Source organism: Rubripirellula amarantea (assembly GCF_007859865.1).
Lineage (GTDB): Bacteria > Planctomycetota > Planctomycetia > Pirellulales > Pirellulaceae > Rubripirellula > Rubripirellula amarantea.
The window spans coordinates 1,184,061-1,202,346 of the sequence record NZ_SJPI01000002.1; the positions used below are offsets into that span (position 1 = coordinate 1,184,061).

18 protein-coding genes and 1 tRNA gene are annotated in these 18,286 nt (G+C 56.4%); 2 read left to right on the forward strand and 17 right to left on the reverse strand.

All coding sequences use genetic code 11. From position 1 onward, the window contains the following. Positions 1–57: 57 nt before the first annotated feature. Genes Pla22_RS18175 through Pla22_RS18185 form a run of 3 tightly spaced genes read right to left on the reverse strand, consistent with a single transcriptional unit; the run spans position 58 to position 4,321 of the window. Positions 58–2,304 carry a bifunctional DNA primase/polymerase gene (locus Pla22_RS18175; RefSeq protein ID WP_165440731.1) on the reverse strand — a complete coding sequence of 749 codons (2,247 nt, stop codon included), beginning with the start codon at positions 2,302–2,304 and terminating at the stop codon, positions 58–60. Between the two features lie 23 nt (positions 2,305–2,327). After that, positions 2,328–2,663: a hypothetical protein gene (locus Pla22_RS18180; protein ID WP_146516180.1), complete on the reverse strand. Its 336-nt coding sequence runs from the start codon at positions 2,661–2,663 to the stop codon at positions 2,328–2,330. Continuing rightward, a complete protein-coding gene (locus Pla22_RS18185) occupies positions 2,660–4,321 on the reverse strand; it encodes a DEAD/DEAH box helicase (protein WP_146516181.1) in 1,662 nt (553 codons plus the stop codon). Before Pla22_RS18185 ends, Pla22_RS18180 begins: the two co-directional genes overlap by 4 nt. A gap of 49 nt (positions 4,322–4,370) precedes the next feature. On the opposite strand from Pla22_RS18185, the gene Pla22_RS18190 reads away from it, so the two are divergent. Continuing rightward, the gene (locus Pla22_RS18190; protein ID WP_165440732.1) at positions 4,371–4,589 is read left to right on the forward strand and encodes an addiction module protein; all 219 of its coding nucleotides are present in this window, start codon (positions 4,371–4,373) and stop codon (positions 4,587–4,589) included. 131 nt (positions 4,590–4,720) lie between these two features. Here Pla22_RS18190 and Pla22_RS18195 read toward each other — a convergent pair whose 3' ends face one another. From Pla22_RS18195 to Pla22_RS18255, 14 genes are all read right to left on the reverse strand, one after another. Then, positions 4,721–5,242: a RusA family crossover junction endodeoxyribonuclease gene (locus tag Pla22_RS18195; protein WP_165440733.1), complete on the reverse strand. Its 522-nt coding sequence runs from the start codon at positions 5,240–5,242 to the stop codon at positions 4,721–4,723. Positions 5,243–5,355: 113 nt separating this feature from the next. After that, on the reverse strand, positions 5,356–5,850 hold the full coding sequence (locus Pla22_RS18200) for a DUF669 domain-containing protein (RefSeq protein ID WP_146516183.1): 495 nt from the start codon (positions 5,848–5,850) through the stop codon (positions 5,356–5,358). A 51-nt stretch (positions 5,851–5,901) separates the two neighbouring features. Next, on the reverse strand, positions 5,902–6,660 hold the full coding sequence (locus Pla22_RS18205) for an ATP-binding protein (protein WP_146516184.1): 759 nt from the start codon (positions 6,658–6,660) through the stop codon (positions 5,902–5,904). A gap of 44 nt (positions 6,661–6,704) precedes the next feature. After that, on the reverse strand, positions 6,705–6,938 hold the full coding sequence (locus Pla22_RS18210) for a hypothetical protein (RefSeq protein WP_146516185.1): 234 nt from the start codon (positions 6,936–6,938) through the stop codon (positions 6,705–6,707). 93 nt (positions 6,939–7,031) lie between these two features. Further along, positions 7,032–7,631, reverse strand: a complete 600-nt coding sequence (locus tag Pla22_RS18215; protein ID WP_146516186.1) for a sigma factor — start codon at positions 7,629–7,631, stop codon at positions 7,032–7,034. A gap of 205 nt (positions 7,632–7,836) precedes the next feature. Then, positions 7,837–9,033 (reverse strand): hypothetical protein, encoded by a 1,197-nt coding sequence (locus tag Pla22_RS18220; RefSeq protein ID WP_146516187.1) that lies wholly within the window; start codon positions 9,031–9,033, stop codon positions 7,837–7,839. Next, the gene (locus Pla22_RS18225; protein WP_165440734.1) at positions 9,008–10,201 is read right to left on the reverse strand and encodes a hypothetical protein; all 1,194 of its coding nucleotides are present in this window, start codon (positions 10,199–10,201) and stop codon (positions 9,008–9,010) included. The genes Pla22_RS18220 and Pla22_RS18225 overlap by 26 nt, the downstream gene beginning before the upstream one ends. Positions 10,202–10,464: 263 nt before the next feature. Next, positions 10,465–10,875, reverse strand: coding sequence for a hypothetical protein (locus Pla22_RS18230; RefSeq protein WP_242632145.1), 411 nt, complete (start codon positions 10,873–10,875; stop codon positions 10,465–10,467). 23 nt (positions 10,876–10,898) lie between these two features. Further along, positions 10,899–12,467, reverse strand: a complete 1,569-nt coding sequence (locus tag Pla22_RS18235; protein WP_146516189.1) for a recombinase family protein — start codon at positions 12,465–12,467, stop codon at positions 10,899–10,901. Next, positions 12,464–12,949, reverse strand: a complete 486-nt coding sequence (locus Pla22_RS18240) for a DUF2924 domain-containing protein (RefSeq protein ID WP_146516190.1) — start codon at positions 12,947–12,949, stop codon at positions 12,464–12,466. The genes Pla22_RS18235 and Pla22_RS18240 overlap by 4 nt, the downstream gene beginning before the upstream one ends. Further along, positions 12,946–13,119, reverse strand: coding sequence for a hypothetical protein (locus Pla22_RS25345; RefSeq protein ID WP_165440735.1), 174 nt, complete (start codon positions 13,117–13,119; stop codon positions 12,946–12,948). The genes Pla22_RS18240 and Pla22_RS25345 overlap by 4 nt, the downstream gene beginning before the upstream one ends. Then, a complete protein-coding gene (locus tag Pla22_RS18245) occupies positions 13,116–13,382 on the reverse strand; it encodes a hypothetical protein (protein ID WP_146516191.1) in 267 nt (88 codons plus the stop codon). Before Pla22_RS18245 ends, Pla22_RS25345 begins: the two co-directional genes overlap by 4 nt. 432 nt (positions 13,383–13,814) lie before the next feature. Next, positions 13,815–13,888: transfer RNA gene (locus Pla22_RS18250), tRNA-Met, on the reverse strand. Between the two features lie 79 nt (positions 13,889–13,967). Continuing rightward, positions 13,968–15,440: a sulfatase-like hydrolase/transferase gene (locus Pla22_RS18255; RefSeq protein WP_146516192.1), complete on the reverse strand. Its 1,473-nt coding sequence runs from the start codon at positions 15,438–15,440 to the stop codon at positions 13,968–13,970. A gap of 1,449 nt (positions 15,441–16,889) precedes the next feature. Between Pla22_RS18255 and Pla22_RS18260 the strand changes: the two genes are divergently transcribed. Further along, on the forward strand, positions 16,890–18,188 hold the full coding sequence (locus tag Pla22_RS18260; protein ID WP_146516193.1) for a DUF1559 domain-containing protein: 1,299 nt from the start codon (positions 16,890–16,892) through the stop codon (positions 18,186–18,188). Positions 18,189–18,286: the final 98 nt, after the last annotated feature.

The window sequence follows — 18,286 nt, forward strand, 5'->3', positions numbered from 1 at the left end:
TCTTTCACGCACCGACCATCACAATTCACCCAACCTCTTTCCCCAAGGTGAATCGTTTCACCCCTTCGGTTCGTGGCTCTCGGGGTTGAGCAATTGGTACTCACGGCTTGGCCGACCAGGCGTGACGGAGGTTACCGTCGACACATCGCCACTCTGTTCGAGCGTGATGATCAACTCACGAAACGTGCGTGCGTCCATCTTCATCCGCTTGAGCAACACGCTGTGGGCGATCCGGTGTTCGGGTGCCTGACGCAGCTTGGTGATCAAACGCAAACAGTCCGCATGGAATGGGTTCTCGGCCACGTGTGACGATGCCATGAACAACATCCGGCGCGTCAGATGGTTCACGATGTCGATCGCCCAACGAGCAGCTTCGGCGTTGATGACGGGATCACGGCAATTGGCACTGATCGCATAGAGCAACGCCAGTTTGCGGGTCTGTTCGTTGACTCGCCCCCACACCGTCGTCCCCACTGAATCACTCTTCGATTCGGCTTTATCGTATTCCACCTCGGCGGCGTAGCGAGCATCCACGAGGAGTCGCCTGGCGTCTTCGGTGTGTGGCACGACCGCCGGCCGCGGATGCCACGGACCGAGGTTGCCGCCGCCGGGTTCGTATTTGGCCCACCATCTCGCCGTCACCATGATGCGATCGGGCACGTCGGCGATTTTCGGCTCTTGCCCTCGGCCACGTTGCCCACATTCCAAAATCATCATGCGGGCGAAGAATCCGTTGGTCAGCATCCGCTCCGAGAGAGCCTCGTAGTAGTGGTTCGGGATCGCCGTGCCAAAGATCACCAGCGAGGGTTGGTCGATGGCACCCGGCGACTCCTTGCCGGCTTTTCGACGCATCGGGTAAACGCTGTTCGCCGACGAATACATCGTCAACAGCGTCGACAGGATGTTTTCGTGCCGGCCATCGGATGATTTGTTCATCGACTGCAACATTCCGTCGATCTCATCGGTTTGAAACAGCATCGACGGAGTCAGATGCAGCGCGTCCTGGATCCCTTCGCCCGATGCAAACCGTTCGCCAATGCAATCGGACAGACCGACTTGGTGCAGAATCCGTGTGTTGAGTTTGCGAGGCCAATCTTTGCCGGCGGCCGAATGAGCCAAGCCGAGCAAATAGAGATTGGTTCGGTTATCGCCAGGATCACGAACACGCCGGCCCGCCAGCATCGCTTGCAGAGCCAACGCTCCGCAGAACGCGAGCGTGGGGTTCGGGTACGGTGCGGTGTCGAGACAATGCTCCATCAACTCGGCGACAAAGCCGGGCACATGCAACATCGAGTCCGGCAACGTGCCTGGGTCGTCGATGTTTGGCGGTTCGGATGGAGGCGGCGTACCGGACGCGGACGAAACCTTGAATTGCGAAAGGTCCACGTCCGATGACGCGGGTTTCCCATATCCCTCGTCGGCTAACGCTCGGGTCGCCGACGCGAAGTCGCCGTTGTGTTCCAGCAATGCATAAACCGCAAACGGTGCGTAGGCTCGATTGGGATCGAAAGGATTGGCGTTGGAACTGAAAATGAAGAATGCGCCGTCTTTCAACGTCGCACTGCAGCCTTCGGTCTTGCCCGGCCGGCACCATTGTTGGTTGTCGCCGTCGCGGAGCAAACGCCATCCGTGACGGACGAGGATCGCGGCAACATCACCGCGGTCGTTGAAGTCATCCCCTGGTTGCGTGCCGTCGCTGAATTTCGTTTGGGACGATGATGCGTCGATGTGGTTGGGTGCTTCGTTCAATGAGCGAGCGGCTTCGATGAGCAACTCTCGATCGGCAACGCTGATTGTTGGAAGGGTCGCGAGATCGCCACAGATGACGCGGTAACCCGGTGACGGATCGCACATGATCAACCCGCCTTCACCACGGGTTTCAATCAGTACGTCTTTGCCTGGTTCATCGGGATTCGTCGTGCGAGCCAACACGGTGCTGCCCGGACCAGGCTTCTCGACCCGATACGCAACGTGCCGGCCGCCTGATTGGGTTTGCTGAACGACCAAGCGATCCAATAACGCCGCGTCTTGGCTGCTCACCAAGGAACACCAAGCGTCAAACGCACGTCCGCGTTGATCGAAGTCGATCACCTCGAGGTTGCCAGACGTCTCGCCCGTCAATACGCAGATGGCGCTCGCGTGGCTGAACCATGTTTGATGTTGATGGTCGGTGGGTGGCGATGTGCGGTACGGTTTGAACCGCGACAAGGTCGGCCGCTTGCTTGTTGGGCACGCCGGAAGCACTCGCAGGCCGGCGGCGACGTATCGCATGCCGGCATCGAGGAAGGATTCGGTGGATTGCATATTGATCGACGAGCCAGGCCGCCTCATAGCTCCATCAATTCGTTGAGTAGTTTCATCAAGGCAGCCGACCCGCCACGATCCGGATGAGCCTGCAAGCTGGCGCGGCGATACCACCGTTTGATCTTTTCGCGGGAGACACCATCGGTATCTGACGCAGAGTGACTTTCCTGCTGCCAGGGCGGAGACTTGGGTTGAGGCTCGGGATCACACGCGTCGCCAAATCGGTCTGCCAAAACTCGCCGGCACGCATCTTTCAACGATTCGGTTGCGTTGGAATCTTCCACCACAAACGCGAGATAGCCCGACGGCACCTCCGAGAGCAGGCATCCTCGATGTTTCCCCCACGGCATGGCGATCAAAACGGTGCCTCTTCCAATGATGAGTTCGGGATCTCGGCCAATTTCTGTTTGATGATGCGGTCGTACCGTTGGCCCGAAACGCTGCGAACGGTCACGCTGTTGGTCATTGCGAGCAATCCTGCGACCGCGATATCGAGAGCCTCCTCGACTTCGGTTGGACATGGATCAAGGCAGCGTTCACTCCACCACGCTTCCGCCTTGCGACGCGCGTAGCCTGAATGTTCGATGCAGATGAACTCGCTTTGCCAATGATCCAGCCCGATCATGTAGTCGACCCGCAAACATCGCGGTGCGTCTTCATCGGCGTCGCGTTTTCGATGGATTCGATAGATGATGTCTTGGACGTCGTAGTCGGTGTCGGTTACCTCGCCGGACAACACGCCGGCTTCACTTGCCTGTGCTTCATGGGGTTCGCGTTCTGGTGGTGGGAACGGATGACCGCACTGGGGACAGTCGGCGTACCCACACGCGACCAAGGCGTGGCACTTTTCGCACTCTTTGGCCGGCGGCCCCTGATCGGGACGTTTGGACTTGTCCTTGGGTTTGATTTGGTCGATCGGTCCATGGCGTTCGATATTGCCGCCGAAGTCCAGGACGAGACAGTTCTGTTTGTCGGGGTGCAAACGAAAGCCGCGGCCGACGCATTGATAGAGCAATCCCGGCGACATCGTTGGACGCAGCATCACGACGCAGTCGACTCGGGGTGCATCGAAACCGGTGGTCAAAACGTTGACGTTGCAAAGAAAACGCAGCGGTTCGGTTTCGAGCAATGATGTTGGTGCGTCGCCACGGAAGCGAGCCAGTAACTCGTCGCGTTCGTCGGCCGGTGTTTCGCCGGTGACGAAACCACATTCGATGCCGTGTTTGACTCGCAACGTCTCGACAACTTTCCGCCCGTGTGCCACCGACGACGCGAATATCAACACAGCCCGGCGGTCGGCTGTCAGTTCCACCATCTCGGCACACGCGGCCGACACGAGGGCATCGTCGCCGACCAACCGCTCAACTTCGTCGGACACGAACTCGCCGCCGCGAAGGTGAACACCAGAGAAGTCGGCTCGGTTGACACCGGCTTTGGAAACCAGCGGGCTGAGGTAGCCGTCGCGGATCAGTTCCTTGATACCGATCTCGTAACAGACGCTGTTCAAGAAATGGTCCGGCGAACAGATCATTCCTGAATCGAGACGGAACGGCGTCGCGGTCAGACCGATCACTCGAACGTTCGGATTGATGACTTTGCAATCGGCCAAGAACTGCCGATACATGCCATCACCCTTTTTCGATATCAGATGGGCTTCGTCAACGACGATCAGATCGAACGGTTCAATGTCGCACGCACGCTTGTAGATGCTCTGGATGCCGGCGACCAAGACAGGTGTGTTCGTGTCTCGTTTCTTCAGACCCGCCGAATACAACCCGACCTTGATGTCTGGGCACAACCGGCGAACCTTATCGGCGTTTTGTTCCAATAGTTCTTTCACATGCGCCAAGATCAGCACACGACCGCTCCATTGACCAACGGCATCGGATGCAATCTTCGCAAGCACAAGTGACTTGCCAGCACCGGTTGGCAGTACGGCGACCGGATTGTCGTCGCGATTGCGAAGGTGGTCGTAGACCGCATCCACGGCGGATTGCTGGTAGTTTCGGAGCTTCACGTGGATGGTTCGATTGAGTAAGGTGAAAGCAACACAAAAGCAGAAAATGATGACCCATCAAGAAATCATGACGAGGATCGAGTCGCTTCCCAAAGACGTCCAGTTCGCACTGGCGAACTCCGTGCTTGATCGTCTCGCGAGCGAAGGACCTCCGCCAATCTCCGAAGAGTTAAAGGCTGTATTCATGCAACGTGAAGAAGCTTTCTTTGCTAATCCAGATCGCGGCGAACCTTGGGAAGATGTCAAAGCCGAGTTGTTTGGCAGATGATTGCTGCGCGAGTCGTTGTTGAGCCGGCGGCCAAAGAAGACATTCGTGAAGCACGCGACTACTACGCTGATAAAGCATGGCGGTCTTGGTTGGGAAGCATTTGAATTGCGTCAATTTTGAATGAAGACGTTTCATACCAGTGGCTCCCCGTTGCGAAACTTTCGCCCGCGTTCCATAGGCTTCACTGCGGGCAGGCTGTTGTTGACCAACGTGCAAGTCGGACAAATCCGATTGCCGGGGCCGCCGGAATCAAAAGCCACATCGCAACGTAGACAAATACGAAACCCGGCCTCGCCGATTGACGCCGGCACATGCTGAACAACCACGTCGGCACGCGGCGCATCCGGGTCAGCCGCCACCTTTTCGACGGTCAAGCGAACGATCTGACTATCGTCGTGATAGACGCCACCGAACTGCATCGAGTCGAGCAACGCTTTGAGCGAATTGTCGACATCGCGCCGTCGACGATCCGGAGGCGTCAATCGAATGTCGACAATCAAGTCGCCCTCGAGCGTTTGGATTTGCTTGCGGTGAAGCAAAGAAGAAACATCGGCGCGGTACTGCCGACCCTTCTTGCTGACCAACACCCGCGGACCGACGTGACGCCAGTAGTGATTGACCGACGGCGGGAAGGGAAGTTTCAGGCGAATCATGGTGTGGGACTTCGGTAAAAAGAAAACGCCCGGCCGGCAATCCTTGCCAGCCGAGCGCGGAGCCTTGGCGAACCAAGACTCAGTTCCGTGGAAACAGCGTTACAGGACACGCCTCAACGTTTCCACGGAGGGGTTTCCGCCGCCGGTGCGTCCTGCACCGACGTTGCGACGCCAGGCGGCGTTTCGCTCGCCGCGGTAAGCGCGGCCTTTGCGTCGCGAGCGGAATACCCTTTGATCTCGTTTTGCAGTTCGCCGGTGTCGTTGCGGCGTTTGACGCGGACGTGGATCAAGCACGGCAAGTTGTGCAGGTCCGCGGAGTCGGTGGGCACCAAGACGCCGACCGACCGACAGATCGAAGACAACTCCCGCCGAGCGATATCCACCGCGGTCGCATTGGGGTTGTCGAGGTTGAGTCGCACCCAGAGAAGACGGTTTGCGAACTCTCCCTCCACGATCTGAAACGTCAACTGCAAGTAATTTCCGGTTCCCGATTTCGTCGGCTTCATTTCGCTGTCCGTGATGACCGCGACATACTTGCCGACCGGGATGGGCTCGAGGTCGTCGGCTGGTTCGACTTGGTTGGCATCAAAGCCCTGGAGGTTGGCCATGGTTGGTTCCTTGGTTGGTTAAGAAAGAAGGGAAATGGTTCAAACGTTGATTCAGTTGGCCGACATGGCGTTGATGAACGCCGTCCACGAAAGCGGCAGTTCTTCGCGGATGCCGTAGCGGTTCTTGGCGACGCAGGTCGGCGATCCATAGGCACGCACGACACGCTCGCCACCGTCTTTGCCAATCGCATGAGCGATGGTGCGCTTGCGGTTAAAACCGCCGTCTTCGGATTGCGTTCGCATCTTGCGAGTCGCGAACAGAACGGCGTCGCACCATTCCTTGATCAGGGCCGCGGCATGCTTGTGAAGACGCGGCGAGTAGCGGTCGTATGGCGAGGATTCAGGATCCTCGAAACGCTCTACTTTGGAATGAGCGATCAGAACGATCACCATTCCACGTGATCGAAGCACACCAAGAACGTCCAGCACTTCACGCCACAGAGAGAGGGCGTGCATGTAACCGCGTGCGTACCCGCCGTCGACCTTTTCGATCGACTCGACGGCATACTGCTGACAGAGTTTGTCCCAGACAAGACGCTCCAGCCAGTCGAGCGAGTCGATCACGACGGTTTCGTAATCGTGTTTCTCATTGGCGAGCGTCTTCAACGCCGCGACGACATCATCAAACGTCGTCGCCAGCGGAAAGCGGTCACAGTTGATCTCATCAAGCCCATCTTCGGTTTGAATGAAGATCGGCTTGGGGGCTTCGCTGCCGAAGGTGGACTTGCCGATACCTTCGACGCCGTAAAGCAAGACACGCGGCGGCTTCGATTGCCGGCCAGATTGGATGGTTTCGAGTAAATTGGTCATTGGTTGTTTGACTCTGTGGATGGTTGAATTGAGACGTTGAAGATTCAGAGCGAGGTGATCGGCTCGATGTCGAAATTGCCGTCGCGATCGCTGGTCACGAGGTAATGTTTGAAATCAACTTGGACGACGAACCGTTGTTTGCTTCCGAGTTGTTTGCTGAGCGACTTGCACGCTCCTGTGAAATCCTTCGAGGCGTCGTTGAAACGATCTGCCGATCGCAGATACCGCCCCACCGCCAGTGAAATTGCCACTCGGCGTTCGATGTCCAAACCCGTCATGCGCTCTCCGATCGTTGATGAAATCGGGTGAGTGAAACAACCACTCGCCCCTTTCTTAGCTATGCGATCTAGAGCGACGGTGACCCAAGAAAATTAGTTTTCGAGCCAGTCCGCTTGACCAAAGTGGTCGCGAATCACCTCGACAGCAGCCGCCATCCGGCGACGAGAGATGCCGAGTTCGCGCCCTGCTTCAGCCCGCGAACAAGTCATCAACCGGCGAGCGATCGTGCGGTAGCCCCGCGGCAACGTGCGGATCAAATGCTCGACGCCCTCGGTCATGTCCATCAACTCGAACACGTCATTCGTTTCACCAAGCGTCCGACGATCTTTGTCGTCGATCCCCAGCGATCGAAACATTTCTTCATGCGTTCCATCGACGGTCTCCACGACCTCGTCGGTGGACTCCATTCCCATGCCGGCTGGCGGACGGGATTTCATCCGATTGGTTTCCCGGATCAGTTTGGCGATGCAGTTGCGGATCAGCATGTTCACGAAAACGTCGTGGTCGCCACGTTGCGGATCGAACTGGTCAACATGTTCCAAAACATGCAGCAAGAACTCCTGCCGCAGATCTTCTTTCTGCACGTTGCCTTTAAACTCGGGCCGAAACATCACCAGCGAGGCAACTCGCTCGGTCATGTCCATGGCATAGGCGAAAAGTTCCGGATGAATTTCTTCGATGGTCGAAGCCATTGCGTATTCCTCCGGCTGGAAGATCACACGAACGCCGCCACAATCACCGCCGCAAAAGAACTGTGTCGTGATTCCGAATCACGTTTGAACACAGGCGACGGCGAGGCGAACCATTCACGTCCTCTCAGCCGAGAACATGGCCAGACAACTTCTGTCCGCTGAAGACAAAGCGTGTCCGCGAGACAAATTCGTTTTTCTGATCCAGCTACAGGTGCCAGTCAGTTACCTCAGGTGGCGAATAAAGCAAGTCGATTCCCGTCTGAATGTGCGTCCGCAAGTGCTCCGCTGCCTCCGGACACTTCTTGTCGATTTCTGTGAAGGCTCGCCGTATCGCTCGCGACACACTGTCACCTGAACGCTTCGCATCGGCGTTATCTTTGATATTGCCGGCCAACCCGGTTGCCTTGTTGACGTACCCAAGAATGTCTTCGCGCTCGGTCTGCAATGCGGTGATCGCAGCGACATCGTTGAATTCGATTGCGTCATCGAGTTCATTCGCAATCGCCTTCAAACGCTCGTGGGAATCCCGCAACGTCTCTTTGTCGGTTTGCTCACCGCGGGTTCCGGTTCGGGTTAATTCGTGAAGTCCAGATTCCAATGCTTCGAGGTGCATCGCGGTGAGCACCTCGTTCGGACGCATTAGCAAGCAAGCGATGTACGGCATTCCGGTCGAATCCTTGACCGGCCGCGGCTTGGTGTTGAACGCCACCCACCAGAAGTCGTCATCACGCCGAAACTGGCAAAGCGGAACTTCGGCGGCAAGCTCGATCTTCAACGCTCCGGCCACCACGATCTTCCAACGATTGGTCGTGATAAGCTTATGAGCAGCGTCGAACCGAACCAGGTTTTTCAGCGCCACGATCTCGCTGTCAAATTGTCCAAGTAGGCGTCGGGTTTGCGGCGTGATTCGATTGCCCGTGGGATGCAGAACCAAGAATGGTTCGCTTTCGTGCAACAGAATCTCTTGCATCGCACGCGCTACATCCTGGTGCGTCTTGCGAATGCACAACCAAACGGGACGGGACTGCAAATCCGCCGGCAGTTTGCCAACGCGAACGATGTGCTGCGTCGTCCCCAGCACCTCAACGTCCGCTTTGATCGACATCGCCTCTGCAATTTCGCTTGCCAGACGCCGTACGTCGAAACGGTGCAACGCCACATCGCGTCGTTCCATGATTCGGTGTTCGGTCGTTTCACGGCACACGGCGACGAACTGGCCCGCATCCTCAATCACTCGCCATGGATCCCGCTGGCCGACCACGTCATATCGACCGGTGACCTTGTCGGTAACTCGCAGGAATCGACGAAGCGGCTCGAACTCCGTTCCAAGCCGCCGACGCCAACCGTCGGCCACATCCATCAGGCCGGCAACTTCTTCAAGCGATTGCCAAAGCGCCGTCATCCTTCGCCGCCCCCAGCACTTGCGATCGCTCGAGCATGAACCCTTTCAACTTCATCCACTCTTCGATCAAAACAGCATGTTCGTCGCGGGTGTAGCAAGCCGCGTTTCCAGCGTACAACTTGATGGCTCGCTGCAATCGCACGTCGCGGAATTTGAACAGCAAGCTGATGCTGTCGATGCTGTCATCCAGGGCGATTTCATAGCCGCGTTCTTCCATGTCGACAATCAAATCATCGGCACCGTAGATCGTGTACGGGTTTTGGCTTCCGCCATTTCGGAAGCGTACTTCGGTGAGCGCGATGTATTCGATCGCATCTAGATCGCCCGGAGAGATCATTTCAAAGCCGTGTTCGACGAAGGCGTCGAAGTTGTATCGCGGCAATTCAATAAAGTGATCTGGTGACCCGTACATCAGGTCGCCGAAGCACCGACGATAGACTTCTCGAGCACTCTTCAACTGCGAGTTGATCTGAAAAATGTTCTCTCGACGACACAACGTCATCGTGTCTTTCGCAGCCGGTCGCAGATGCACTGCGCGAATGCCATGGTTGTCAATTGTCTCGACGCGTCGAAACGGATCGCCGCGCCGAACGGTCGCAACAATCGTTTCGCCGGTCTCTCGCAACAGTAGCTGAGCGGCCGAACTTCGATTGTGGTTGTCCATCCAGTCGCCGATATTGACACGGCAAGCTTCGATCCGGTTGCTGGTCAATTGCAACAACGGCGAGTCGTTGTCGGTTGCTGGTGAAAAACATTCCATTCGTCGTGGCATCTTGAACGTGTGCCATGTGTGTTGCGCTTCCAACATCGCGGGGTTGGCAAGCCACACTTGAACGGCGACGTCGGCTGGCGACGTTTGGCCGGACAACCGCAAGGCAATGCTCGCTTGCTGGGCCGCGGATAGCAGGGCATCCATTCCCTGCTCCGTGGCCATGTCGTTGATCATGCCGAGGGCGTTGAGCAGATCTTGCGGCGCGTCGATCAACGGTGTTTCGAGGATGTAGATCAGTTTTTCGTAATCGAGTTTGGACGCCGACGGCACCGCCGGCAGATTGAACCCTCGCGATGACAGATACGTTTGGTGCGGCGACAACAGTTCCAGCAAGTGGCGTGGGTCGATGGTGCGAACGACTTCGGGATCCGTAAGGTGTTTGAGAAAACGGGACATTTCGGGCTTAACTTTCCGCTCGTTGGGTTTAGCGTCCTTGGGTTCAGGTGACTCGGCCAGCGCTCCATTCCTTGCTAGCAAATGCGACAGTTGCATCGAGGTATAGATAGAGAGGGAGCTGGACACGTTTGGTCACCACCCTGGCCGGATATTTGGAATAATCGCCAAAACCTTCGTAAATTCCGGTGCGAAAAAAATTACCGGCAGAATCTGAAAAGTGGATTGACGGCTGTCCGCCGCGGCCGGATTTCCAAGATCTCGGCTCAGGATGCCTCTGTTGCCGACTCAAACTCCGCCTGCTGTGTCAACATCTCCGCCCACGCCCGACGCTGTTCCGCCCAATCGAGGATCGCCGTGATCGGACGGATGCGTTTCTCGTGCAGGAACGGTTTGCCGCGACCTTGGGGCGGCAGATCGAGCAGCTCACGCTGAATGTCGGGAGCCAAAAGATTCAGCCCCATGATTTGGCTCATCCGCGGTTGGCTGACCTTGCCCATCCGAGCCAGATCGGTCAGGTCGTGTGCCTCACCGGTTCGCAACATCTCTTGAAAACGAATCGCGAGCGCCATCAACTTCGTCACCCGATGCAGCTTCGGGCGAACTGGACGATCGTCGCCAAGGTCCACCTCGGTTACAGACGAGATGACTTTGCGACCGCGGGCTTTGAGGTCCACGTTCAGTTTTGTTTTGACTTTAATCAAATGACGGTCTCCGATTCAGCGTTCAAGGATTCCAGCGCCGCGATGCCGCTGGCGTGATACGAAATTTCAATCGTGCAATCGCTCTGGTCGAACTCCACCTTCGCGACAAGCAACTGCAACAGTTCCGCTTGCTCGCGGATCGAGAGTGTTGACCAAAGCCCATCGAAGTCCGCGAACGCGTTGTCGACATCGGCTTCGTTGAGCAACCCGCTGTCAATCTCTTCCAGACGTTTGTTGGCAACGCGAAGTTGTCGTTCGGATCGCTCGATGCGCTCGTGTAGTTCAGCCAGTCGTAATGTCGTGACGGAATTGATTGTGCTGGCCACCGACAGTCGTCGTACCTCGGCATGGTCGCGTGAGAGTTGCCGTGTCAGTTGTTGCCGCTGCGTCTCGTACTCCGCCCGCTGCAGCTTGACCGCTTCGTGCGATTGCCGGACCACTTCGCCGCGAAGGTCCGCGTCGCGTGCGATGCAGGCAACCTGTTCAACCACCGCACGTTCAATCTCACCCGCCGGCAGTGACGGATGCTCGCATGACTTGCGCCCCCGTTTGATAGCTCCGACGCAGGTGTAGTAGCGGTAACTCTTGGTCTTGCGGCGGTTGATGTTGTGAACCATCGCCAAGTTGCATTGCGGACACCGGATGATGCCTTTGAGCAACCCGCCGCTCTTCGTCGGCAGTCGGCTCGATCGGTTGTTGTGATTGGCTCGCAGTTGCGATTGGACTCGTTCAAAGATCAAGTCGTCGACGATCGCGTCATGCTGGCCGGCGAACGTTTCTGACTTGTGTTTTATGCGACCGATGTAGATCGGGTTGGTTAACAAAGCATGAACGCTGCCGTTGTCAAACTCGCGTCCGCCTTTCGCATCACCCTTCTTGGTCGTCCAGACTTTGTTCCGCCAGCCGAGCTTTTCGAGTTCCGTGGCGACGGCCATCAGCGATTTCAATTCCAGATACAGCGTAAAGATCCGCCGCACCTGAACCGCTTCCTCCGCGTTGACGACCAACTTCGGCGGTCGCTCGGTTCGGTCGACGTCGTAGCCAAGGACGGGATAGCCGCCGGTCCATTGCCCACGCCGGCAATTGGCCGCCAGCTTGTCGCGGATGCGTTCGCCAATGATTTCTCGTTCAAATTGGGCGAACGAGAGCAGGATATTCAGCGTCAGTCGCCCCATCGAATGCGTGGTGTTGAATTGCTGCGTCACTGAAACGAAGGACACGCCGTACTTGTCGAACGTTTCCATCACCCGTGAAAAATCCATCAACGAACGGCTGAGTCGATCGACTTTGTAGACGACCACACAGTCGATCTTGCCGTCTTCGATGTCCGCCAGCAGTCGTTTGAAGGCGGGCCGTTCGATGTTGCCGCCGGAGAATCCGCCATCGTCGTATCGTTCCTCATTCGCAACCCATCCTTCTTCGATCTGGCTGCGAATGAAGGATTCAGCGGCGGCACGTTGGGCGTCGAGTGAATTGAATTCCTGGTCGAGTCCTTCTTCGGTCGATTTGCGAGTGTAGATCGCACAGCGAATCACCGGCGTCGATGTTGTGTTCTTGGCAATCATGATTCACGCCTCCCGAGTCGAAAAAACAGAAACCCGTTGCAGTGCGATCCTGTGACCGCCTTGGCAACCGCGGTCAACGAACGAAACCGCTGACCTTCGTATTCAAAACCTTCTTGCAAAACAGCGACCCGGATCATCTGGCCCTTGTATTGCCGTTCCAACATTTGGCCAGGCGGTGGCAATCGCGGATCCCAATCAACGAAAGCATTCGGCGGCGTCACCGTGACTTGAACATTGCGGTTGTCCCGCGGCGCGGTGACTCGCGTCTGAGCGTCGGCGGCCAAGCCTTCCGCTTTTGCGATCATCTCCGACGTCACGCCGCCTTCGTCGTTCGCTTGCAACTTCCAAGCGATCCGCCGGATCAGATATTGCTTGTTGCGGCTGCGACATTCTTCGCGATAGACCTGTTCGTATCGGCCGACCAAATCATTGACCGTCATGTCGGGAAGCCGAGCGACCTCGGCTGCGATCTTCGGTGTCATCGTTCACCTCCGATCGCTGCGGTTGCCTCGGCAGTCTCATCTCGGCGTTCATCACCCGACTGCTCGGTCTCGGATTTCGGGTAAACCGCATCGCCCGCTCGCGGCGTCCGTCGTTGCAGCGAATTGGCAAGTAATGCGGCGATCTTTTGGTATCGAATCTCGTTCTTCAAAATGTCTCTCCGTGTTCAGAGTCGTTCGGAGTCTCGTCTCGCTCGGCGCGATCGGAGACGTCGTGAGACACAGAGAGCGGTCGTTCGCCGGCGATCTCAAGCCGCTCGGGTAGAGAGTCGGCGAGATTGTCGAAAACAGGTTCGTCGCTGGGCAACAAATCCGCCGCACGACGCACACGCCCAACACCGCGGGCCAGGATGGCGGCGATCGCCCGAAACCGAACCTTCTCGGCATCGGTCCGCGTCGCGGCCGGAACATCCAAATCAGTGATAGCGTCACCCCTCGAATTGCAGCTCGAAACGGGACCGCCACACCGACGGTCCCCCTTTCTTAGCTATGCAATCTGTGACGACGGCAGCGCATGACCCGAATTTCCAAATTTCTGAAACGCCACCGTCCGACCGAGCCGGAACAGGTGCCCAAAAGGAATCCAGAGAGAGCCGGACAGCGAATCACCCCAGCCTCAAAACCCCGTCTCGCCCATCACCCAGAGAGCACCGAGAGTTCTCACCCGATCTCGGCCGAGATTCATCGCAAAACCCAAGATCCACCCGACCAAAACTCTCTCCCCAGAGAGCCCAAGAGAGCATCAAAACGCCGAGAAACCACGAAAAAAGCCGGCGTTCTGCGGTTTGCAAAACGTCGGCTTTCGGAGTTTACCCCTGGCGGTCAGTTTCCTAACCAAACAGAGAAGTTGCGGGAGCCGGATTTGAACCGACGACCTCGAGGTTATGAGCCTCGCGAGCTACCGGGCTGCTCCATCCCGCGGGCGTAGGATAGCAACTCGTGGATTCGTGCGAAAGGTTCGCCGGGTCGGTTCTGTGAAGATTTTGCAATTTCTTTGCCCCTACTTTTCCTGCCACGCTTCGGCGGGCGGTGGTGCGACGTCGCTCGCCCATTGCGCGTGCATCGCGGTGAACTTGGCAACAATTTCGGGACGCGAGTCCGCATGGTTGACTTGCTCAGGTGCATCGTCGCTCAGGTTGCCCAGAAAGACTGCGGGAAGCGTATTGTCGATCCGGTTCTTTCCACCGCCATTGAGCCCCGTCGTTCCGTTGACAATCAACTTCCAATCACCTTGTCGCACGGTCCAACTGTTTTGCCAGTGCCAGTGCATCGTTTCGTAATGATTCGACGCTGCATCTTTCGCGATCACTGGCCGTAGATCTTGACCATCAAACTCGATTTCCGATGTGTCAACGCCAGCGTAACCGGCAACGGTTGGGAACCAATCCATCAGCGTGATCGTTTGATCTCGAACTTCGCCCGCGGGAATGGTTCCGGGATAGCGAACGAGCATTGGAACACGCAGGCCTCCTTCAAGAAAACTGCCTTTGGATCCACGCCACTTCCCCGTGTTGCCTCCGCCCGCATTGGGTCCATAGTTGAAACCTTTAGGATGTCCGCTGGCGTGACCGTCGACTGTGATTTGATAGTCCTCGGAAGAATAACCATTGTCACCCGCGATAACGACGATCGTGTTGTTGGCAAGCTTCAGCTCATCGAGTGCGTCAAGCATGCGTCCGATGTAGTGATCAGTCGAAGCAAGAATCCTCGCATAAGATTGTCTGGCGGGATCCAGATCAGCAAAGTCACTCGCGTACGGTTCAATCGACTGTTCGGGGTAATGCGGGAGGTTCATCGGATAGTAGAGAAAGAACGGTTCGGCTTGGTGAGACCTCACAAATTCGATAGAGCGATCCGTGACCATGTCCATGAAGTACTCTCCTTCACGCCATACTTCGGTCGTCTTTTCGAAGAGGTCGTGGTGTCCCTTGCCGTGCAAACCGTAGTGGTTGTAATTGTCAATGAAACCGCCGCGGATGCCAAAGAACTCATCAAAGCCTTGCCGAGAAGGACCGTGGGTTTGCGCGCCGCCGAGATGCCACTTTCCAAACAGGGCAGTCGCGTAGCCAGCTCGCTGGAACGCTTCGGCGATCGTCGTTTCGCTGAGCAATAAGTTTCGACCGGTAGGTTGCGGTGAGTTCCCACCTTGCGTCCACGATCCGACGTCACCACGTTGCGGATGCCGTCCTGTCATCAGCATCGCTCGAGCGGGACAGCAAACGGTATGCGCAAAAGCGTTAGTAAATCGAACGCCCTCGCGAGCAACTCGGTCGATATTAGGAGTCTTAAGGTCGTCCGAGCCGTAGCAGCCAGCATCCAAAGCACCGTGATCGTCCGTCAAAATCAATAACACGTTTGGACGAGTCTGGCCCTGGACCGTTGGCAGTTCAGCTAACCCCAAGAACGTGACCAAGCCAATCACCCATAGAACTTTTGAGTGTAAACGTCGACAGGAAGGCAGTATTGAATTCATACGGGGTCCATGGGTTAGGGGGTCTACGGGTGAGGGGTCTATGGGTGAGAAGCGATTAGGTGTGGTAGGACTGGCGAATCGATTGAGACGAAAGCCGTGACGTGGCGGGGTTGAATTCTACTTGAAGCGGTGAGGCGCTGCGAGATTCGGTGGCTACGTTGAGGGCGGCAGCGTTGATGGTGGCAACATTGATGGTTGCTTGATGAGCGGCGGCCTAATGGATAGTGATCCCGTTGGCGGTAACAAGGATGGTGGTTGCCTTGCCCCATTGGCGACGCTCGATATTACGAAGCAGGTGGCGAGATACGAATTGAGTGTTAGGACAGCACGTTCAAGTTGTCAGTCGCCCAACGCCATCCGCGGACGTGAATCGACAGTTGGCATAGAGCATTTCGCAAACGATCAGCGTTTGTAGTCCACTTGCACTCGCCGTCACGTGCATGTGGTTTGTGCAGTGACTTCACAAGAGGCTGACCGATAAGCGGGCGTTGATCCAACTTGCCGCACTTTCCAACTAGGGTGCGAGTGGTGAGCATCAACTGGTTCGTGAATTGCGAATCGCAATGCGGTAATTGCGTCGTCTATGTTTATGTCCCATGTCGATGTCAATGCACGGTCTATGCACGAAAGCAGCGTGACAAGGTGCAGTGTTACAAGGTGCGGGGAGATCGCTGCAGAGAGATGGGGGCAGCGAGATCGCTGCAGGGAGATGGGTGCAGGGAGATGGGTGCAGGGAGATGGGTGCAGCAAGATCGGTGCGACATCCGCTGTGATGGAACTGCGACGATTGATTGGCCCTGTCGAAGACTCGGCAAGCAAGAACGCGTTGAGCGGCTGAAGCTAGCCCCTTTAGTCCGAAGCGAACTGGGCATCTCAACGGACTCACAAACAAGCCATCGAAGCTCCTAAACATTCCAATTCTGTCGAGCTACGGGTTTAATCCGACGTAAGCGATGTCTGGATTGCGTCGCTGAACGAACTGGCAAGGGCTTTGTTCCCACTCGATCCAAAAAAAACTTTTTAAAACCAAGTTTTTTTTGCGAAACTTTTGGCAACATTATGAAGGCAATAATAGACGTCGCGTTGGCTGCTTGATCGCCACAGCAGTGCGGACAGCGGTTGTCTGCCTGTCGCCGGTCGGTTTGGAACGCCCTTGATTGCAATTAGCACCGCAAAACTGGTGCCTTTTCGCCGAATCTCGTAGCGAGACAAGGGTGTTTAGGATGCCCAAAACATGGGCGATAGGGATACTTCTGACACAAACAAGTGAACATCAGGCATGTTGATTGTTAACCGCACACTGCCGTGCCAATCACATGGTGTCATTCCGTACGGTCAAATGATCGGTTGTTCGGAGGATGCCGATACCCAACAATCACTGCGGCCATAGTAGGCATTGCTCGCCTATACATGTGGTTTCTTTTCCCTTATTTCCGTTTGGAGCAGTTTATGTCTCGAAATCGTCAACGGACCTCCGGTTTCACCTTGGTGGAATTGCTGGTGGTCATCGCAATTATTGGAGTCCTAGTCGGGTTGCTCCTGCCGGCCGTTCAGGCGGCACGCGAAGCCGCTCGCCGAATGAGCTGTAGCAACAACTTTAAGCAGATCGGAATTGGCCTGCACAACTACCACGCAGCGTTTAAGCAAATTCCGACTCAGCAATCCGGCCCCGCTTTGATCGGGTCTTGGGAGTTCGCGAACGACGTTAACGTCAACAACATGAAGAACAGCTTCCTTGTTGGCTTGCTTCCGTTCGTCGAGCAACAGGGGCTTTGGGAGCGAATCTCGAATCCCGACAACCAAGGTGCTAATGGTGCTCCGCCAACTCCAAACCCATTCCCAGCTTACGGCCCGTCCCATGACACGGATCCCAATGCCGGCGGAACGACGGGCGGTGGCGGGCGAAACTATGTGCCTTGGCTAACCGAGATTCCAATGTTCCGCTGCCCAAGCGATCCCGGTTCGGGATTGCCTGCTCAAGGCCGTACCAATTACGGGGCCAACATGGGCGATGCAATTCACCGACTTAATGCTGGAACCGTGACCGGCCCCTACTATACATACGTCGACAACAACGGACGTATGCAGGACGCTCGCGCCTCATGCCGTGGTTTCTTCGTCGCTCGAACCGAGTCGAAGTTCCGCGACATCATCGATGGTCTGTCCAACACAATTGCTGCGGGTGAGATTGTCACCGACATCGGTGATCGCGACATCCGTACAAATGCGGCTCTCTTCACGGACCTTAATGGTGCGACACCGGACCTGGGATCTTGGAAAAACCAAGTCAATCTGGAACGTCCAAGGTTCTGGAGTGACGGTGTTGCACCGAACCCGGCTGTGCCAGATCTTTGCGGCCAAGGCAACTGGACCGATCGTTACGGCCGCGGTTACATGTGGGCCGCTGGCGGTTGTTACCACAGTGGAATACAGACGATTCGTCCACCGAACTCAGCTTGTACGCTTTGGAGCTCAAATGCTTCGTCTTGGCACGCCGGATACCGCGAAGGCGTCTGCCCTCCCGGAAGTCGTCACCAAGGTGGTGCTCACGTGATGATGGGTGACGGAGCCGTTGTCTTCATGACGGATTCGGTCGACACTGGCGAACTGGATTCGGGAACGGTTCCTGTCCGAAGAGGAAACGTTGCTCCTCAACCAGTGCCTGGATCGAAGAGCCCGTATGGTCTTTGGGGTGCATTGGGTACTCGTGCTAGCCGTGAAACCATCGAAGAACAACTGAACCAGTAGTCCTAGGACTAAAGTTCAGTACCGATTTAGACTTTCGGTCTAGTCCAACGAAGCCCTGCTCGCGATTTAGCGAGCGGGGCTTTTTCTTTGTTGCAACG